Source organism: Bradyrhizobium sp. WSM3983 (assembly GCF_000473045.1).
GTDB lineage: Bacteria > Pseudomonadota > Alphaproteobacteria > Rhizobiales > Xanthobacteraceae > Bradyrhizobium.
In genome coordinates this window covers 1-15,881 of record NZ_AXAY01000032.1, presented here as the reverse complement: position 1 = coordinate 15,881, position 15,881 = coordinate 1, and the positions used below count along the sequence as shown (strand labels likewise).

Below are 15,881 nucleotides of genomic sequence, written 5' to 3'. Positions count from 1 at the left end.
GACCGAACCGATTTCACTTCGTACGCCACTGGCGCTCCTGCTCGTCTCCCTGGGTGCGATTGCTGCCGTGTGGTGGTGGTTGGCCACGCCGATCACGCTCGCGCGCGCCCCCATCGATCCCAATGACAAGGTTCAGTGCGTGTCCTACGCGCCGTTCCGCGGCGAGCAGACGCCGCTGAACGAATGGACCCATATCGAGGCCGACCAGCTCGAGCAGGACCTGCGCCAACTCAAGCAGATCACCGACTGCGTCCGCACCTATTCGCTCGAGAACGGGCTCGACCAGGTGCCTTCGGTCGCGGCCAGGATCGGCGGCCTGAAGGTGATCCAGGGCATCTGGCTCAGCAGCAATCGCGCGAAGAATTTTGCGCAAGTAGCGACCGCGGTCCGCCTCACCAAGGAATTTCCCGACACCATCTCCACGCTCGTCGTCGGCAACGAGGTCTTGCTGCGCGGAGAGATGACGACGTCGGACCTCACTGCGATCATCCGTTCGGTGAAGGCGCAGGTCACCGTACCCGTGACCTATGCCGACGTCTGGGAGTATTGGCTGAAAAACCGCGATGTCTATGATGCCGTCGACTTCGTCACGATTCACATCTTGCCTTATTGGGAGGATATGCCGGTGAAGGCGAAGTTCGCGGCGAGCCATGTCGAGGCGATCCGCGAACGGATGGCGGTGGCTTTCCCCGGCAAGGAGATATTGATCGGCGAGACCGGTTGGCCGAGCGAAGGCCGCATGCGCGAGGGCGCGCTGCCGTCACGCACCAATCAGGCGCGCGTTGTCTCGGAAATCCTCGGGCTCGCGAAGGCGCAGAAATTTCGCGTCAACCTGATCGAGGCCTATGACCAGCCGTGGAAGCGGCGGCTCGAAGGCACTGTCGGCGGCTATTGGGGCCTGATCGATTCCGTGCGTCGCCAGCTGAAATATCCGCCGGGCGAGCCGATCAGCAATTTCCCGTTCTGGAAATGGTACATGGGCGCCGGCATGGGCCTCAGCGTGCTGGTGTTTGCGGTTGCCGGCATCACGCTGCGCCGCCGGCCCTGGACGCCGCGCTTCTCGACCTGGCTTGGCGTCGGTATCTCCGCGACATCGGCGGGCATCCTGCTCGGGATCGCTGCCGACAAGATGTATTACGAGAGCTACGGCTGGGGCGGCTGGTTGCAATGGGGGGCGCTGCTGCTGGCCGGCATCCTCTCGCCGATCTTCTGTGCGCAGGCGCTCGTCATTGGCCGCAACCTGCCGAGCTTCCTCGACCTGCTCGGTCCGCGCGAGGGGCGGAAATGGTCGAAGCTCTCCGCCGTGCTGGGGCTGACCCTGGCGGTCACGGCGGTGATCGCGGCCGAGACCGCGCTCGGCTTCGTGTTCGACCCGCGCTACCGCGACTTCCCCTATGCGTCGCTGACGATGGCGGTGGTGCCGTTCGCGTTGTTGATGCTGAACCGGCCGCAGATCGGCGCGCGCCCGATCGCGGAAGCGTTGTTCGCGGGGCTGCTGGCGCTGTCGGCGGTCTATGTGATCCTGAACGAAGGCCGCGACAACTGGCAGGCGATGTGGACCTGCGCGATCTATCTGTTGTTCGCGCTCACGCTGTGGCGGGCGCGGGCCGTGCAAAGCCAAGGATGAGCAGGCCGATCGCCAGGCCCGACAGCACGATGTTGTAGAGCACGATGCCGAGGCCGGCTGCGACCACGCCCAGCGTGAGCAGCACGATCGACGGCCGCATCAGGTTCAGCGTCGCGATCACCAGCGCGACAATGCCGAACACCGAATTCTTGAACAGCGACGTCGACACCGAGCGCGCCTTGCAGATCATGGTCTGCAAGCCGGCATCGCATGCGAGTGCTACTTGCGAGAACTCGATCGCGAGATAGCGCACATAGAGCGCCCAGCCGACGGTGACGAAACCGACGACGATGAGAAACTGGACCTGATAGGGCGTGAGGCGAAACGGCTTTTTTGTCATGCCGGCAATATGGTCGGGATGGCGGAATGGAGCAACAGGGGCGAGGGGATTTTTACACCGGGGCATCGCTCGGGCCTCCCCGAACGCATCGGAACCGTAGCCATACGGATTTGCGAGGGGTCCAACGTCGCCTAACATCCGACTTGAAGCGTGGACGTGATCGCTGATCCAATCAGGAGCAGATCGCGTCGTTCAAGAACGCGACTACGAGGATGCGAGCGAGGTTGGCAATGGTTGAGGCGTTGCAGGTCAATTTTGCGCTTTGGGGCATGATCATTTGCGCGGCAATCAAGATCAGCCAGTTGGTAGCCATTCTTTGAGTGGCGCAGTCTCAGGTGAGACGCCCTCGCGACTCAATCAAAAGCTCCGATAGTCCTACCGTCTGAAGAACGACGATATCGTCGAACTCGCCGACGCCGTCTCCGGCTTGGCCTGAGCGGCCGGCTGTGCCGCGGGTGCTGGCGCGGGCGCGGGCTCCTCGCGCTTTGATGAGCGCTTGGAAGTGTAGCTGCGGCGGTGCTTGTCTGGCTTGGCGACGGGCGCGGGCGCGGTTTCAGCCTGCGGCACCGCGTCCTGGCTCTTTTCCGAATTCCTGTCCTGGTCCTTGTCTGAACCCTTGTCCTGGCCTTTGTCCTGGTTCTTGTCTTGGGACTTGTCCGAGCCGCCGCGCATCGACAGGCGCTGGCCGTCGAACACTGTCGTCTCGCAATGGCGGTTGTTCTCGGCAAGGCCTGCGCAGAGCTTTGCGGCGGCGGCGGCATTGATCAGGGGGCCGGCACCCAGACGGAGCTGCATCCCGAGGCCGTTATTGCCTTCCTTGATCATGATGATCGGCCGCAGCGCCGCGACTTCTGGATTGGACTTGCTCAGGCCGCGCCAGAGTACGCGCAGGCCGTCGACCGAGTTCGCGCCGCCGAGATCGATCGCAAAGCGCGTCTGCTGGACCGCGATCGCGGGAGACTCGGCTTCGATTGCCTCGGGCGGCCTGGCTGGGGCCGCGGCGACTTCGGTGGGAGCGGGCACTGCCTCGGGCTTCTTCTCGGCGGCCTTCTCGGCCGTCTCGGGCTGAATCAGTTTCGACGCCGCCGGATCAGGCGGCGCCATGATCGACTTCGATGGCACCAGCGGAAGGATCGGCAGCGCCGACGTCGTCACCGGCGACTGCGGAACGAGCGAAGCGGCAGAGGCAGTCTGCGGCGGCGGGCTCGGCTGATCCTTCGCCGCCTCTTTCGAATTGTCTTTGGGCTCCTTGCCGGCGGTTACGCGCGGCTTGTCGACCAGCGACGCCGCGGTCGAGGCGACCGGCGCGACATCCGGGGCCGGGGTCGAGGGCTGCGCGGCGGCGACCGGCGTGTCCTGCGGCTTCGCGGCGGGCGTCTGCGGCGATGTCGCGCTCTGCCTGGCGATGGCGCCGGTGACGGAATCGAGCCCCTGCTCGAGCACGGTGACGCGCGCATAGAGCCGGTCGCGATCGGTGTTCAGCGTGTCGATGGCGGAGGTGAGGCGGCGCGCTTCGAGCTGACTCTCCTTGGTCAGCACCTGGAGCCGGTCGGACTGGCGGGCGAGATCAGCGGAGGCGACCTGGTCGCGTCGCCAGCCGAGCTGGGCCTGGTTGGCCATCACGGCGATCACGACGGCGCCGACGGCGGCCGCGCCCCACGAGCCCAGCCGCCATAGCATACGGCGATCGAACGTGCTTTCTTCAGCCAAGAGTCCGGAGAACAGCCCGCCGGTCTCCTTGTCGCCGAAGGCATCCGCCAGTGGGTCGGAATCCTTTGCCATGAACGTATAGTGCCCAGCCCTGTCTGGCGTCCCCGAATCAATCAAGGAACATTAACAGGAAAACCCACCCGCACTTGAATTCCGGGCGTTTGCGGGGGTAGCAAGGCGATAAGCTCAGGCGACATCGACTTGTCGCCCGCCGATGTGATGATCGATTCGGCCATATCTGACAGGATTGCAATGACCGCCCGCTCAAGCCTCACGATCGTGCTCGCCGCCGGCGAAGGCACGCGCATGCGATCCAGCCTGCCGAAAGTGCTGCATCCCTTAGCTTCCCAGACGCTGCTCGCCCATGTGCTCGGCGGCGCTCCGCGCGGAACCGGCACTGCGCTCGCAGTCGTGATCGGCCCCGATCATCAGGCCGTCGCCGACGAGGCGAAACGTATCCGCTCCGATGCGCTCATCTTCGTGCAGGCCGACCGGCTCGGCACCGCGCACGCGGTGCTGGGGGCGCGGGAGGCGATTGCGCGCGGCGTCGACGACGTCCTGATCGCTTTCGGCGATACGCCGCTGATCTCGGCCGAGACTTTTGCGCGGCTCCGAGCACCGCTCGCGAAAGGTGCTGCGATTGCCGCGCTCGGTTTTCGCGCGGCGGACCCGACCGGCTATGGCCGCTTCATCGTCGAGGGCGACCGCCTGGTCGCGATCCGCGAGCACGCCGACGCCAGCGCGGACGAGCGCAAGATCGATCTGTGCAATGCCGGCGTGATGGCGATCGATGGCCGCCGCGCGCTCACGATCCTGGACAAGATCGGTAATGCCAATTCCAAGGGCGAGTATTATCTGACCGATGCGGTCGGGATCGTCCGCGACAATGGATGGGAGTCCGTGGTGATCGAGACCAGTGAGGACGAGGTGCGCGGCATCAACACCAAGGCCCAGCTTGCGGAAGCGGAAGCCGTGATGCAGGCAAGGCTGCGCAAGGCTGCGATGGAGGGCGGCGTCACGCTGATCGCGCCGGAAACCGTCTATCTCGCCGCCGACACCGTGTTCGGCACGGACGTCACGATCGAGCCGTTCGTGGTGATCGGACCTGGCGTCTCGATCGCCGACGGCACCGTGATCCACTCCTTCTCGCATATCGTGCAGACCACGCTCGGCAAGAACGTCTCGATCGGCCCCTATGCGCGGCTGCGCCCCGGCACCTCGCTCGGCGACGGCGCGCGGATCGGCAATTTCGTGGAGACCAAGGCCGCGACGCTGGAGGCCGGCGTCAAGGTCAACCATCTCTCCTACATTGGAGATGCCACCGTCGGCGCCAATTCCAACATCGGCGCAGGCACCATCACCTGCAACTACGACGGCTTCAAGAAGCACAAGACGGTGATCGGGCAGGGCGCCTTCGTCGGCACCAACTCGTCGCTGGTTGCGCCGGTGAAGATCGGCAACGGCGCCTATATCGGCTCGGGCTCGGTGATCACGCGCGACGTGCCCGACGATGCGATGGCGCTGGAGCGCAACCAGCAGACCATCCGCGAAGGCGGCGCTGCGCGCTACCGCGAGATGAAGACGAGCGGCAAGAAAACTGAGAAGCCGCCTCAGAAGTGAGCGGCGTTATTCGTCGTCGGCGAATTCGGAGAAGATCGCGCGCGTCAGGCGCCAGCCGCGCGGCTTGGCGCGCTTTGCAGGCTCACCGGCTGCGTGCTTGATGAAGACGGGCTTGCTTTCCCTGCCGCGCTGGGGCGGCGGCCAATGCGCGAGATGCGTGCCGGAGGTCTCACTGGCACGCATGTACATCGAAGACAGACCTTTGCGGTCGGACGTGGCTTTCATGGTCTTGATCTCCCGGACTCGAATCGTTGGTCAAATTTGTTGACAACGAGTTAATCCGCGCGGTTAAAGGCCGGCCACATCGACGCAGGCGTGGGGTTGCCGTCATCGGACGCTGTCGCAATCCGTCATAATTATTGAGTATCTGGTTCCTTAGGAACTTCGCTAAAAACCGAGCGCGTCGTTTAGGCGATTTTTCGACGATTTGGGGGATATTGATCCGCATGTGCGGGATTGTCGGCATTCTCGGGCGCGAGCCGGTTGCAGAGCAATTGGTGGATTCGCTCAAACGTCTTGAATATCGCGGCTACGATTCCGCGGGCGTCGCCACGCTCGAAGGCAAGCATCTCGAGCGCCGACGCGCCGAGGGCAAGCTGAAGAATCTGGAGAGGCGGCTGGAAGCCGAGCCGCTGAAGGGCACGACCGGCATCGGTCACACCCGCTGGGCTACCCATGGCAGGCCGACCGTCAACAACGCCCATCCGCATGCGACCGAGCGCGTCGCTGTCGTCCATAACGGCATCATCGAGAATTTCCGCGAGCTGCGCGAGGAGCTCGAAAAGAAGGGCACGGTGTTCCACACCGAGACCGACACCGAGATCGTGTTGCACCTCGTCGACGATCTCTTGACGCGCGGCAACAAGCCGGTGGAAGCAGTCAAGCTGACGCTTTCTCGGCTGCGCGGCGCCTTCGCACTCGGCTTCATCTTCGCCGGCGACGACGACCTCATGATCGGCGCCCGCAACGGCCCGCCGCTGGCGATCGGCTATGGTGACGGCGAGATGTATCTCGGCTCGGACGCGATCGCGCTTGGCCCGTTCACCGACACGATCAGCTATCTCGAGGATGGCGACTGGGTCGTCCTGACCCACAAGAGCGCTGCGATTTTCGACAAGGACGGCCAGGCCGTCGAGCGCGGCAAGATCAAGCACGCCGCCTCGACCTCGTTGGTCGACAAGGCCAATTATCGCCACTTCATGGCGAAGGAGATCCACGAGCAGCCGGAAGTGGTCGGCCATACGCTGGCGCGGTATGTCGACATGGCGACCGAGCGCGTCTCGCTGCCGGTCAAGCTGCCGTTCGACTTCAAGGACATCCAGCGCATCAACATCACGGCCTGTGGCACCGCGAGCTACGCCGGCATCGTTGCAAAATACTGGTTTGAGCGTTTTGCACGCGTGCCGGTCGAGGTCGATGTCGCCTCCGAATTCCGCTACCGCGAAGCGCCGCTGCGCAAGGGCGATCTCGCGATCTTCATCTCGCAATCCGGCGAGACCGCCGACACGCTGGCTGCGCTGCGCTACGCCAAGGCCGAGGGCGCGCATACGATTGCCGTCGTCAACGTCCCGACCTCGACCATCGCGCGCGAGAGCGAGACCGTGCTGCAGACGCTGGCGGGCCCCGAGATCGGCGTTGCCTCGACCAAGGCGTTCACCTGCCAGCTCATGGTGCTGGCAAATCTTGCGATCGCGGCCGGCAAGGCCCGCGGCGAATTGTCCGCCGAGGACGAGACCAAGCTCGTCCACGGCCTCGTCGAGATCCCGCGCCTGATGTCGGATGCGCTCACCACCGAGCTCCAGATCGAAAAGCTCGCGCACAGGATCGCAAAATCACGCGACGTGCTCTATCTCGGCCGCGGCACCAGCTATCCGCTGGCGCTCGAAGGCGCGCTGAAGCTGAAGGAAATCTCCTACATCCACGCCGAGGGCTATGCCGCCGGCGAGCTCAAGCACGGCCCGATCGCGCTGATCGACGAGACCATGCCGGTCGTCGTGATCGCGCCCTACGACCGCGTGTTCGAGAAGACCGTCTCCAACATGCAGGAAGTCGCTGCCCGCGGCGGCAACATCATCCTGATGACCGATGCCAAGGGCGCGGCGGAGGCGACGGTGGATTCGCTGGTCACCATTGTCATGCCTGACATGGCCGCGGCCTTCACGCCGATGGTCTATGCCGTCCCCGTGCAGCTGCTGGCCTACCATACGGCCGTGGTCATGGGCACAGACGTCGACCAGCCGCGCAATCTCGCCAAGTCGGTGACGGTGGAATAGGCAGAAGGGATCGGGTCGCACTCTTCCAAAACCTGCTAGAAGTCCCTAGCTTGAGTGTAGCGACCGACCTGGAACCCGAATGACCCCCCGCGACGACGCGCCTGCGCCGCTTGATCCCGCGCCGGAACCGCATACCGGCCTGATGGGCCGCTTCCGCAACTATTTCCTCACGGGCCTCGTCGTCACGGGGCCGATTGCGATCACCCTGTATCTGGTCTGGTGGTTCGTCACCTGGGTCGATGGCGTGGTGCGGCCGTTCGTGCCACTGGCTTATCGGCCGGAAACCTATCTGCCGTATGTCATTCCCGGCTGGGGACTTGTTGTTGCATTCTTCACGCTCACTTTGGTCGGATTCCTCGCCGCGAACCTGATCGGCCGCACGCTGGTTGATGTCGGCGAGACCTTCCTGGGCCGGATCCCGGCTGTCCGCGCGATCTATCGCGGCCTCAAGCAGGTGTTCGAGACGCTGTTCTCGGGCAAGGGCTCGAGCTTCCGCAAGGTCGGCCTCGTCGAGTTTCCGTCGCCCGGCATGTGGTCGATCGTGCTGATCTCGCAATCGCCGAGCGAGGACATCGCGCGCAACCTGCCGGGGCAGGAGGAACATGTCTCGGTGTTTCTGCCGTGCTCGCCGAATCCGACCACCGGCTTCTTCTTCTACGTGCCCAAAAGCAAGATCATCGAGGTCGACCTCAGCGCCGAGGACGCCGCAACGCTGATCATGTCCGCCGGCGTGGTGCAGCCGGGCTCGGCGCCCGATCCGAAGAAGGCCGCCGCGCTCGCCGGCATGGCCAATGCCGCGCGCATTGCCAATGCATCCACGCTCCGGCCCGAGCCTGCGAAGGTGGAGTAGGGCTATTCTTGCGCGGGATGGCCGCAGGTCACGCAGCCGTCCGCGTCCTCTGCTAATGTTCCGGTTGAACTGAGCGCAACGCTTGGAATTCGAACTGGAGTGCCCCCAATGTCCACGTCGATGTCAAAGACCATTGCGATCCTCGCGCCCGGTGCGATGGGCAGCGCGGTGGCTCGCCGCCTGAGCGAGAACGGCGCGCGCGTACTGACGTCGTTGAAGGGGCGCAGCGAGGCGACGCTGAAGCGGGCGGCGGATGCCGGCATGGTCGGCGCCGAGGACGAGGCGATCGCGGACGCCGACATCATCCTCTCGATCGTGCCGCCAGGCGAGGCCGTGGCGCTGGCCGAGCGGCTCGCCGCTTTGATCGCCAGGCACAACAAGAAGCCGGTCGTGGTTGACTGCAACGCCGTCAATGTCGACACGGTGAAGCGGATCGAGGAGATCATCGGCTCGGCGCAGGCGCCCTTTGTCGATGGCGGCATCATCGGCTTCCCGCCGCAGCCGGGCGGCAAGAGCCCGGCATTCTACGTGTCAGGCGAGCATGCCAAGGATGTAGCGGTGCTCAGGGATTTCGGGCTCGACCTGCGTATCGTCGAAGGCCCGGTAGGGGCGGCCTCTGCGCTCAAGATGTCCTACGCCGGCATCGTCAAGGGTCTCGCCGGGATCGGCTCAGCCATGGTGGTCGCGGCAACGAAGGCGGGGGCTGCGGATGCGCTGCGCGACGAGCTCGCGCTCAGCCAGCCCGCGATCCTGGCGCGGCTCGAGGTCGCGCTGCCCGACATGATCCCGAAGGCCCACCGATGGGTCGCGGAGATGCAGGAGATTTCCGGCTTCCTCGGGCCGGATCATCCGGCAAGCCAGATCTACCAAGGTTTTGCCAGATGGTTCGAGCATCTGGCCGGCGACGCAAAGGGCGAGGCGCTCGATGCGTCGCTATTGAAGGCGTTTGCCGAAAGTATTGCGAGGAAGAAAGCCTGATCATGAGGGTGCCGGTCAACCCGCCCCGATCAGCGGGATCGCCTCATCCCGCTCGTAGAGATACAGCAGGCAGCGCAGCGCTTCGCCGCGCTCACCCTTGAGCTTCGGATCGTCCTTCATGATGCGCAGCGCCTCGTCACGGGCCTGCGTGATGAGCTGGCCGTGGACCTCCGGGCGCGCGATGCGGTAGCCGGGCAGGCCGCTCTGGCGGACGCCGAGCACATCGCCTTCGCCGCGCAATTTTAGATCCTCTTCGGCGATACGAAACCCGTCGGTGGTCTCGCGGATCACTTTCAGCCGTGCCTTCGACATTTCGCCGAGCGGTTCGCTGTAGAGCAGAATGCAGGTCGAGGCCTCCGAGCCGCGCCCGATGCGGCCACGAAGCTGGTGCAGTTGGGCGAGGCCGAAGCGTTCGGCATTCTCGATCACCATGATGGTGGCGGCCGGGACGTCGACACCGACCTCGACCACTGTGGTCGCGACCAGAAGCCCGATCTCGTGCGCGGCGAACTGGCCCATCACGCGATCCTTCTCGGTGCCTTTCATCTGCCCATGCACGAGGCCGACGCGGTCGCCGAAACGCTTCTGCAGGCTCTCGAAGCGCTTGGTCGCGTTGGTGAGATGCTCGGTGCCCTCGGCCTCGGATTCCTCGACCAGCGGGCAGATCCAGTAGACCAGCTTGCCCGATACGAGCGCACGGCCGACGCCGTCCATGACCTCACCGAGCCGGCTCATGGCGACGGCGCGGGTGTCGATTGGTTGCCGGCCAGCGGGTTTTTCGCGCAACTCGCTGATGTCCATGTCACCGAAATAGGTCAGCACCAGCGTGCGCGGGATCGGCGTCGCGCTCAACACCAGCACGTCGACGGCCTCGCCCTTCGAGGTCAGCGCCAGCCGCTCGCGCACGCCAAAACGGTGCTGCTCGTCGACGATCGCGAGCGCGAGGTCCTTGAAGAACACGTCGTCCTGGATCAGCGCATGGGTGCCGACGAGGAGATCGATCTCACCCTCGGCGAGCCCCGCGATGATCTCGCGGCGCTCCTTGCCCTTTTCGCGGCCGGTGAGGATCGCGACCCGCATGCCGGCGCGCTCGGCGAGCGGGGCGATGGTCTTGATGTGCTGACGCGCCAGGATTTCGGTCGGTGCCATCAGCGCGGCCTGCTTGCCGACTTCAGCCACGGCGGCAGCCGCCAGCAGCGCGACCACGGTCTTGCCGGAGCCGACGTCGCCCTGGAGCAGGCGGAGCATGCGCACGGGCTGCTGCAGGTCCTCGGCGATGGCAGCCGCGGCGCTGCGTTGGGAAGGCGTGAGCGCGTAAGGAAGCGCGTCGACGATCTTGTTGCGCAAATGGCCGTCGCCGGCATTGCGCACGCCGGCCGGACGGCGCAGCTGTGCGCGGATCAAGGCGAGCGCGAGCTGGCCGGCGAGCAGCTCGTCGAAGGCGAGGCGGGACCAGTAGTGCTGGTCCGGCAGGATATCCGTGAGCTCGACCGGCTGATGCACGCGGTTGAGCGCCTCGGCAACCGGCGGGAAATTGCAGCGGCGCAGCACGTCCGGGCCGATCCATTCCGGCAGGGTCGGCAGCTTCTGCAGCGCCTGCGCGATCGCGCGGCGGAGCGAGCCGAGCGCGAGGCCCTCGGTGAGCGGATAGACCGGATCGATGCCCGAGAGCTTTGAAATCGCCTCCTCGTCAAGCACGCGGTCGGGATGAACGATCTGCGGGATGCCGTCATACATCTGCAGCGTGCCGGAGACGTAGCGCTTCTCGCCCATCGGCAGCAGCTTTTCGACATAGCCGGGTTTGGCGCGGAAAAACGTCAGCACGACCTCGCCGGTGTCGTCGCTGGCATAGACCAGGTACGGCGCGCGGGAATTGCGCGGCGGGGGCGGGCGGTGACGGTCGACGGTGACCTCCAGCGTCACCATGGTTCCCTGCACGGCGTCGCGGATTTTGGGCCGGGCGCGGCGGTCAATCACCTGGCTCGGCAGATGCAGCAGCAGGTCCACCAGCCGCGGCGTCTCGCTGCGGCTGAGCAGATACTGCAGCAGCTTGTCCTGCTTCGGACCGACGCCGGGCAGGCTGGTCACGGGAGCAAACAGCGGATTGAGCAGGCTGGGGCGCATGAGAGCGAATCCAGGATCGTTTCGGCTCGTCTTGCCCGGCTTTATGCCGGGCATCCACGTCTTTTTTCGCAGCCCTTCGCGCGGGTGGCGCCATGCCAAATCGAGGGCTGACAGAGCCAGTTCCAATGGCTATATCACCCCGGCCCGGCACGTCCGGGCTTTCGGCGTTTGACTGGATTCGAGACATGACGGGAACGACACGATCAAGCAACGGGCTGGACGACCGCCGCAAGCGGTTGCTGTTCCGCTGCTGGCACCGCGGCACGCGCGAGATGGATCTGATCCTCGGGCGCTTCGCGGATGCTGAGATCGGCCATCTCTCCGAGCCTGAATTGAGCGAGCTGGAGACCCTGCTCGAAGTCAACGATCCCGATCTCTACGCCGCCATCACCGGTGACAAGGTGCTGCCAGCTGATGTCACCGGCGCGTTGTTTGCCCGGATCAAGGCCTATCCGATCGCGGACCGCGACGTATGAAACCGGGAATGAAATCTCCGGCCGAGCTGCTCACGCCCGGCCGCGCGCTGACGCTTGCCAACGTCGCGGAAGGCGCCGAAGGCCTTGTGATCTCGGATTTGGCGCGCGCCATCGCGGCGCGGCCGAAGAAGCCGGCCGTCAGCCTTGCCGTGGTCTGCCGCGACGGGGCGCGGATGCAGCAGCTCGAACGCGCGCTGCAATTCTTCGCGCCCGATCTGCCGCTGCTGACCTTCCCGGCCTGGGACTGCCAGCCCTATGACCGCGTCTCGCCGCATGGCGGCATTTTGGCGCAACGCCTGACCACGCTGGCACGGCTGGCCTCGCTCACCGGCAGCGACAAGCCGCTGATCGTGCTGACGACGGTGAACGCCGTGGTGCAGCGCGTGCCCGCGCGCGAGCTCGTCGCGGCGCAGGCGCTGTCGGTCGCGCCCGGCAATGTCGTGCCGATGGACACCATCGTCGCCTGGCTGGAGCACAACGGCTATAACCGCTCCTCGACTGTGCGCGAGCCCGGCGAATATGCCGTGCGCGGCGGCATTCTGGACCTGTTTCCGGCGGGCCTCGAGCAGCCGGTCCGGTTCGACTTCTTCGGCGACAGCCTGGAATCGATCCGCACCTTCGATGCCGAGACGCAACGCACGCTGCTCGACATGCGCGCGCTCAATCTGGTGCCGATCTCGGAATTCCAGCTCGTCACCGACACCATCCGCCGTTTCCGCATGGGTTATGTCGCCGAGTTCGGCGCGCCCGAGCGCGATGATGCGCTGTACGAGGCCGTCAGCGAAGGCCGCCGTCATCCCGGCATGGAGCATTGGCTGCCGCTGTTCCAGGACCGGATGGACACGCTGTTCGACTATCTGCAAGGGGCCGCCGTCGCGATCGAGCCGCAGGCCGAGGACGCCGTCCGCGAGCGCTTCAAGCAGATCCAGGACTATTACGAGGCCCGCCGCGATGCCATGGAGCATCCGGGCGGCGGCGCCATCTACAAGCCGCTGCCGCCTGATAGGCTCTATCTGAGCGAGGACGAGTGGGGCAAGCTGATCCGGGACATCCCGCTGGCGCGGCTGACGCCATTCTCCGTGCCGACCGACGGCACGAGCGTTGTTGATGCCGGCGCCCGCAAGGGCCGCGACTTCGCGCCGGAGCGCAACGACACCACGGTCAACGTGTTCGAGACCGTCGTCAGCCACGTGATGGCGCTGCACGCGAGCCGCAAGAAGGTCGTGATCGCGCTGTGGAGCGAAGGCTCGCGCGATCGCATGACCTCGATGCTGCGCGACCACAAGCTGACCCACACCACCAGCGTCAACACCTGGCGAACGGTGCAGGCGACCCCGCGCAACGAGACCATGCTCGCCGTGCTCGGCCTCGAAAGCGGCTTCGAGACCGACGAGATCGCGCTGATCAGCGAGCAGGACATTCTGGGCGACCGCCTGGTGCGCCCGCGCAAGGCCAGCCGCAAGCTCGACAATTTCATCTCGGAGGTGACGAGCCTCACCGCGGGCGACATCGTCGTCCACGTCGACCACGGCATCGGCCGTTTCATCGGCCTGCAGACGCTGGACGTCGCCGGCGCGCCGCATGACTGCCTCGAGCTGCACTATGCCGCCGAGACAAAGCTGTTCCTGCCGGTTGAGAACATCGAGCTGTTGTCGCGCTACGGCTCCGACCAGACCACGGTCGAGCTCGATCGTCTCGGCGGCTCCGGCTGGCAGACCCGCAAGGCAAAACTCAAGAACCGCATCCGCGAGATCGCGGGCGAGCTGATCAAGATCGCCGCCGCGCGCCATCTGCACGAGGCACCAAAGCTGATGGTGCAGCCGGGTGTCTACGACGAATTTTGTGCGCGCTTCCCCTATGACGAGACCGAGGACCAGCTCGGCGCCATCGAATCCACCCTGAAGGATCTCGAGCTCGGCCGTCCGATGGATCGGCTGATCTGCGGTGACGTCGGCTTTGGCAAGACGGAAGTGGCGCTGCGCGCGGCCTTTGCCGTCGCGCTCGACGGCAGGCAGGTCGCGGTCGTGGTGCCGACGACGCTCTTGGCGCGCCAGCACTACAGGACGTTCACCGAGCGCTTCAAGGGCTTTCCGGTGAACGTGGCGCAGGCCTCGCGCCTGGTCCCGACCAAGCAGCTCAACGAGGTCAAGAAGGGATTGACCGATGGCTCTGTCGACATTGTTGTCGGCACCCACGCGCTGCTCGGCAAGGCGATCAAATTCCGCGACCTCGGCCTCGTCATCGTCGACGAGGAGCAGCATTTCGGCGTCACGCACAAGGAGCGACTGAAGGCGCTCCGCTCCGAGGTGCATGTGCTGACGCTGTCGGCGACGCCAATCCCGCGTACGCTGCAGCTGGCGCTGACCGGCGTCCGCGAGCTCTCGATCATTGCCTCGCCTCCGGTCGACCGGCTTGCGGTCCGCACCTTCGTCGCCCCGCACGATCCGCTGATGATCCGCGAGGCGCTGCTGCGCGAACGCTATCGCGGCGGCCAGGCGTTCTATGTGGTGCCGCGCATCGACGACCTCGCCGAGGTCAAGGACTTCCTCGACAAGAATGTGCCCGAGATGAAGGTTGCGGTCGCGCACGGCCAGATGCCGCCCGCCGTGATCGAAGACATCATGACCGCGTTCTACGACGGCAAGTTCGACATCCTGCTGTCAACCACCATCGTCGAGTCCGGCCTCGACATTCCCAACGCCAACACGCTGATCGTGCACCGCGCGGATATGTTCGGCCTCGCCCAGCTCTATCAGCTCCGCGGCCGCGTCGGCCGTTCCAAGCTGCGGGCCTATGCGCTGTTTACGCTGCCGCCGCAGCAGAAGATCACGGCACAGGCCGAGCGCCGGCTCACAGTGCTGCAATCGCTGGAGACGCTGGGCGCCGGCTTCCAGCTTGCCTCGCACGATCTCGACATTCGCGGCGCCGGCAATCTGCTCGGCGAGGAACAGTCCGGTCACATCAAGGAGGTCGGCTTCGAGCTCTACCAGTCGATGCTGGAGGAGGCGATCGTCAACCTCAAGGCCGGCGTGTCCGAGCCCGCCGCCGACCGCTGGTCGCCGACGATCACCATCGGCATGCCCGTGCTCATTCCCGAGGATTACGTCGGCGATCTCTCGGTGCGGCTGTCGCTGTACCGGCGGCTGGCCGATCTCGACAGCGAGGAGGAGATCGAGAATTTTGGCGCCGAGATGCGCGACCGGTTCGGCGTGCTGCCGGACGAGGTACGCTATCTCTTCAAGGTCGCCGCGATCAAGGCGTTCTGCCGCCAGGCCAATGTCGGGAAGATCGATGCCGGCCCGAAGGGCGCCGTCATCACCTTCCGCGACAATTCCTTCGCCCATCCAGACCGTCTGGTGACGTTCATCCGCAGCTACGGCCAGGCCGCCAAGGTCCGCCCCGACATGAAGGTGGTGTTCCTGCAGGATTGGGAGACGCCGGAAGAACGGCTCGCCGGCACCACGGAGATCATGCGCCAGCTTTCGCAGCTCGCGCAGAAAAAGAAGGCGGCGTAGGCGAGCTGCCGTAGGGTGGATTAGCCGAAGGCGTAATCCACCTCTTTTGTCTCTGCGGATGCGAACAGTGGTGGGTTACGCCTTCGGCTAATCTTACTGCGTCATGGGCGTCGTCGTCCATTGGATGCTGCGCCGATGCCACAGCATGGACATCGCGGCAAGGTTTTAATGAGCATGCGGATCAATCGGGCGCGCATGGTTGCGATCGAGTTCGGGACGTGGCGTTCAGGCCGCGTGGGCGGAGCCTCTCGGTCGATAATCGTCGGGTAAGCGAGGTACCGGGACTGACGGGGCGGAACGTGGTCCTGAGGGGGGAATCGTCGCCTGCTCGGCGATCAGAAAGCCATAGGCTGCGATGCACAGGGTTG

At 65.2% G+C, this 15,881-nt stretch carries 11 protein-coding genes and 1 pseudogene; 7 read left to right on the top strand and 5 right to left on the bottom strand.

Features of this window, described 5'->3' with window-relative positions:
• Positions 1-67: 67 nt before the first annotated feature.
• The gene (locus YUA_RS0133290; RefSeq protein ID WP_027534561.1) at positions 68-1,627 is read left to right on the top strand and encodes a beta-1,6-glucan synthase; all 1,560 of its coding nucleotides are present in this window, start codon (positions 68-70) and stop codon (positions 1,625-1,627) included.
• Here YUA_RS0133290 and YUA_RS0133285 read toward each other — a convergent pair.
• Both YUA_RS0133285 and YUA_RS0133275 read right to left on the bottom strand, forming a co-directional pair.
• Positions 1,587-1,967, bottom strand: coding sequence for a hypothetical protein (locus tag YUA_RS0133285; protein WP_027534560.1), 381 nt, complete (start codon positions 1,965-1,967; stop codon positions 1,587-1,589). The two genes, YUA_RS0133290 and YUA_RS0133285, sit on opposite strands and share 41 nt — an antisense overlap.
• 375 nt (positions 1,968-2,342) lie before the next feature.
• Entirely contained in the window at positions 2,343-3,749 is a 1,407-nt protein-coding gene (locus tag YUA_RS0133275; RefSeq protein ID WP_027534559.1) for a hypothetical protein, read from the bottom strand.
• 180 nt (positions 3,750-3,929) lie between these two features.
• Here YUA_RS0133275 and glmU point away from each other — a divergent pair, with 180 nt between their 5' ends.
• Positions 3,930-5,297 (top strand): bifunctional UDP-N-acetylglucosamine diphosphorylase/glucosamine-1-phosphate N-acetyltransferase GlmU, encoded by a 1,368-nt coding sequence (gene glmU / locus YUA_RS0133270; RefSeq protein ID WP_027534558.1) that lies wholly within the window; start codon positions 3,930-3,932, stop codon positions 5,295-5,297.
• 6 nt (positions 5,298-5,303) lie between these two features.
• Here the strand turns inward: glmU and YUA_RS0133265 are convergent, their stop codons facing one another.
• The gene (locus YUA_RS0133265) at positions 5,304-5,522 is read right to left on the bottom strand and encodes a hypothetical protein (protein ID WP_027534557.1); all 219 of its coding nucleotides are present in this window, start codon (positions 5,520-5,522) and stop codon (positions 5,304-5,306) included.
• Positions 5,523-5,743: 221 nt separating this feature from the next.
• Between YUA_RS0133265 and glmS the strand changes: the two genes are divergently transcribed.
• From glmS to YUA_RS0133250, 3 genes are all read left to right on the top strand, one after another.
• Positions 5,744-7,570 carry a glutamine--fructose-6-phosphate transaminase (isomerizing) gene (glmS, locus tag YUA_RS0133260; RefSeq protein ID WP_027534556.1) on the top strand — a complete coding sequence of 609 codons (1,827 nt, stop codon included), beginning with the start codon at positions 5,744-5,746 and terminating at the stop codon, positions 7,568-7,570.
• A gap of 79 nt (positions 7,571-7,649) precedes the next feature.
• Positions 7,650-8,420: a DUF502 domain-containing protein gene (locus YUA_RS0133255; protein ID WP_027534555.1), complete on the top strand. Its 771-nt coding sequence runs from the start codon at positions 7,650-7,652 to the stop codon at positions 8,418-8,420.
• Positions 8,421-8,540: 120 nt separating this feature from the next.
• Positions 8,541-9,398, top strand: coding sequence for an NAD(P)-dependent oxidoreductase (locus tag YUA_RS0133250; protein ID WP_027534554.1), 858 nt, complete (start codon positions 8,541-8,543; stop codon positions 9,396-9,398).
• A gap of 15 nt (positions 9,399-9,413) precedes the next feature.
• Here YUA_RS0133250 and recG read toward each other — a convergent pair whose 3' ends face one another.
• Positions 9,414-11,522: an ATP-dependent DNA helicase RecG gene (recG, locus tag YUA_RS0133245; RefSeq protein ID WP_027534553.1), complete on the bottom strand. Its 2,109-nt coding sequence runs from the start codon at positions 11,520-11,522 to the stop codon at positions 9,414-9,416.
• A gap of 185 nt (positions 11,523-11,707) precedes the next feature.
• Here recG and YUA_RS0133240 point away from each other — a divergent pair, with 185 nt between their 5' ends.
• Both YUA_RS0133240 and mfd read left to right on the top strand, forming a co-directional pair.
• The gene (locus tag YUA_RS0133240) at positions 11,708-11,998 is read left to right on the top strand and encodes a succinate dehydrogenase assembly factor 2 (RefSeq protein ID WP_027534552.1); all 291 of its coding nucleotides are present in this window, start codon (positions 11,708-11,710) and stop codon (positions 11,996-11,998) included.
• Positions 11,995-15,513 (top strand): transcription-repair coupling factor, encoded by a 3,519-nt coding sequence (gene mfd / locus YUA_RS0133235; protein WP_027534551.1) that lies wholly within the window; start codon positions 11,995-11,997, stop codon positions 15,511-15,513. The genes YUA_RS0133240 and mfd overlap by 4 nt, the downstream gene beginning before the upstream one ends.
• Positions 15,514-15,738: 225 nt before the next feature.
• Here the strand turns inward: mfd and YUA_RS52065 are convergent.
• A pseudogene (locus YUA_RS52065) lies at positions 15,739-15,881 on the bottom strand (IS701 family transposase); the annotation flags it as partial.

What these genes read in the sequence shown, in the direction of transcription:
- YUA_RS0133285 (WP_027534560.1), bottom strand. Translation starts at nt 1,967, where the DNA reads ATGACAAAAAAGCCGTTTCGCCTCACGCCCTATCAGGTCCAGTTTCTC.
- YUA_RS0133275 (WP_027534559.1), bottom strand. Translation starts at nt 3,749, where the DNA reads ATGGCAAAGGATTCCGACCCACTGGCGGATGCCTTCGGCGACAAGGAG.
- glmU (WP_027534558.1), top strand. Translation starts at nt 3,930, where the DNA reads ATGACCGCCCGCTCAAGCCTCACGATCGTGCTCGCCGCCGGCGAAGGC.
- YUA_RS0133265 (WP_027534557.1), bottom strand. Translation starts at nt 5,522, where the DNA reads ATGAAAGCCACGTCCGACCGCAAAGGTCTGTCTTCGATGTACATGCGT.
- glmS (WP_027534556.1), top strand. Translation starts at nt 5,744, where the DNA reads ATGTGCGGGATTGTCGGCATTCTCGGGCGCGAGCCGGTTGCAGAGCAA.
- YUA_RS0133255 (WP_027534555.1), top strand. Translation starts at nt 7,650, where the DNA reads ATGACCCCCCGCGACGACGCGCCTGCGCCGCTTGATCCCGCGCCGGAA.
- YUA_RS0133250 (WP_027534554.1), top strand. Translation starts at nt 8,541, where the DNA reads ATGTCAAAGACCATTGCGATCCTCGCGCCCGGTGCGATGGGCAGCGCG.
- recG (WP_027534553.1), bottom strand. Translation starts at nt 11,522, where the DNA reads ATGCGCCCCAGCCTGCTCAATCCGCTGTTTGCTCCCGTGACCAGCCTG.
- YUA_RS0133240 (WP_027534552.1), top strand. Translation starts at nt 11,708, where the DNA reads ATGACGGGAACGACACGATCAAGCAACGGGCTGGACGACCGCCGCAAG.
- mfd (WP_027534551.1), top strand. Translation starts at nt 11,995, where the DNA reads ATGAAACCGGGAATGAAATCTCCGGCCGAGCTGCTCACGCCCGGCCGC.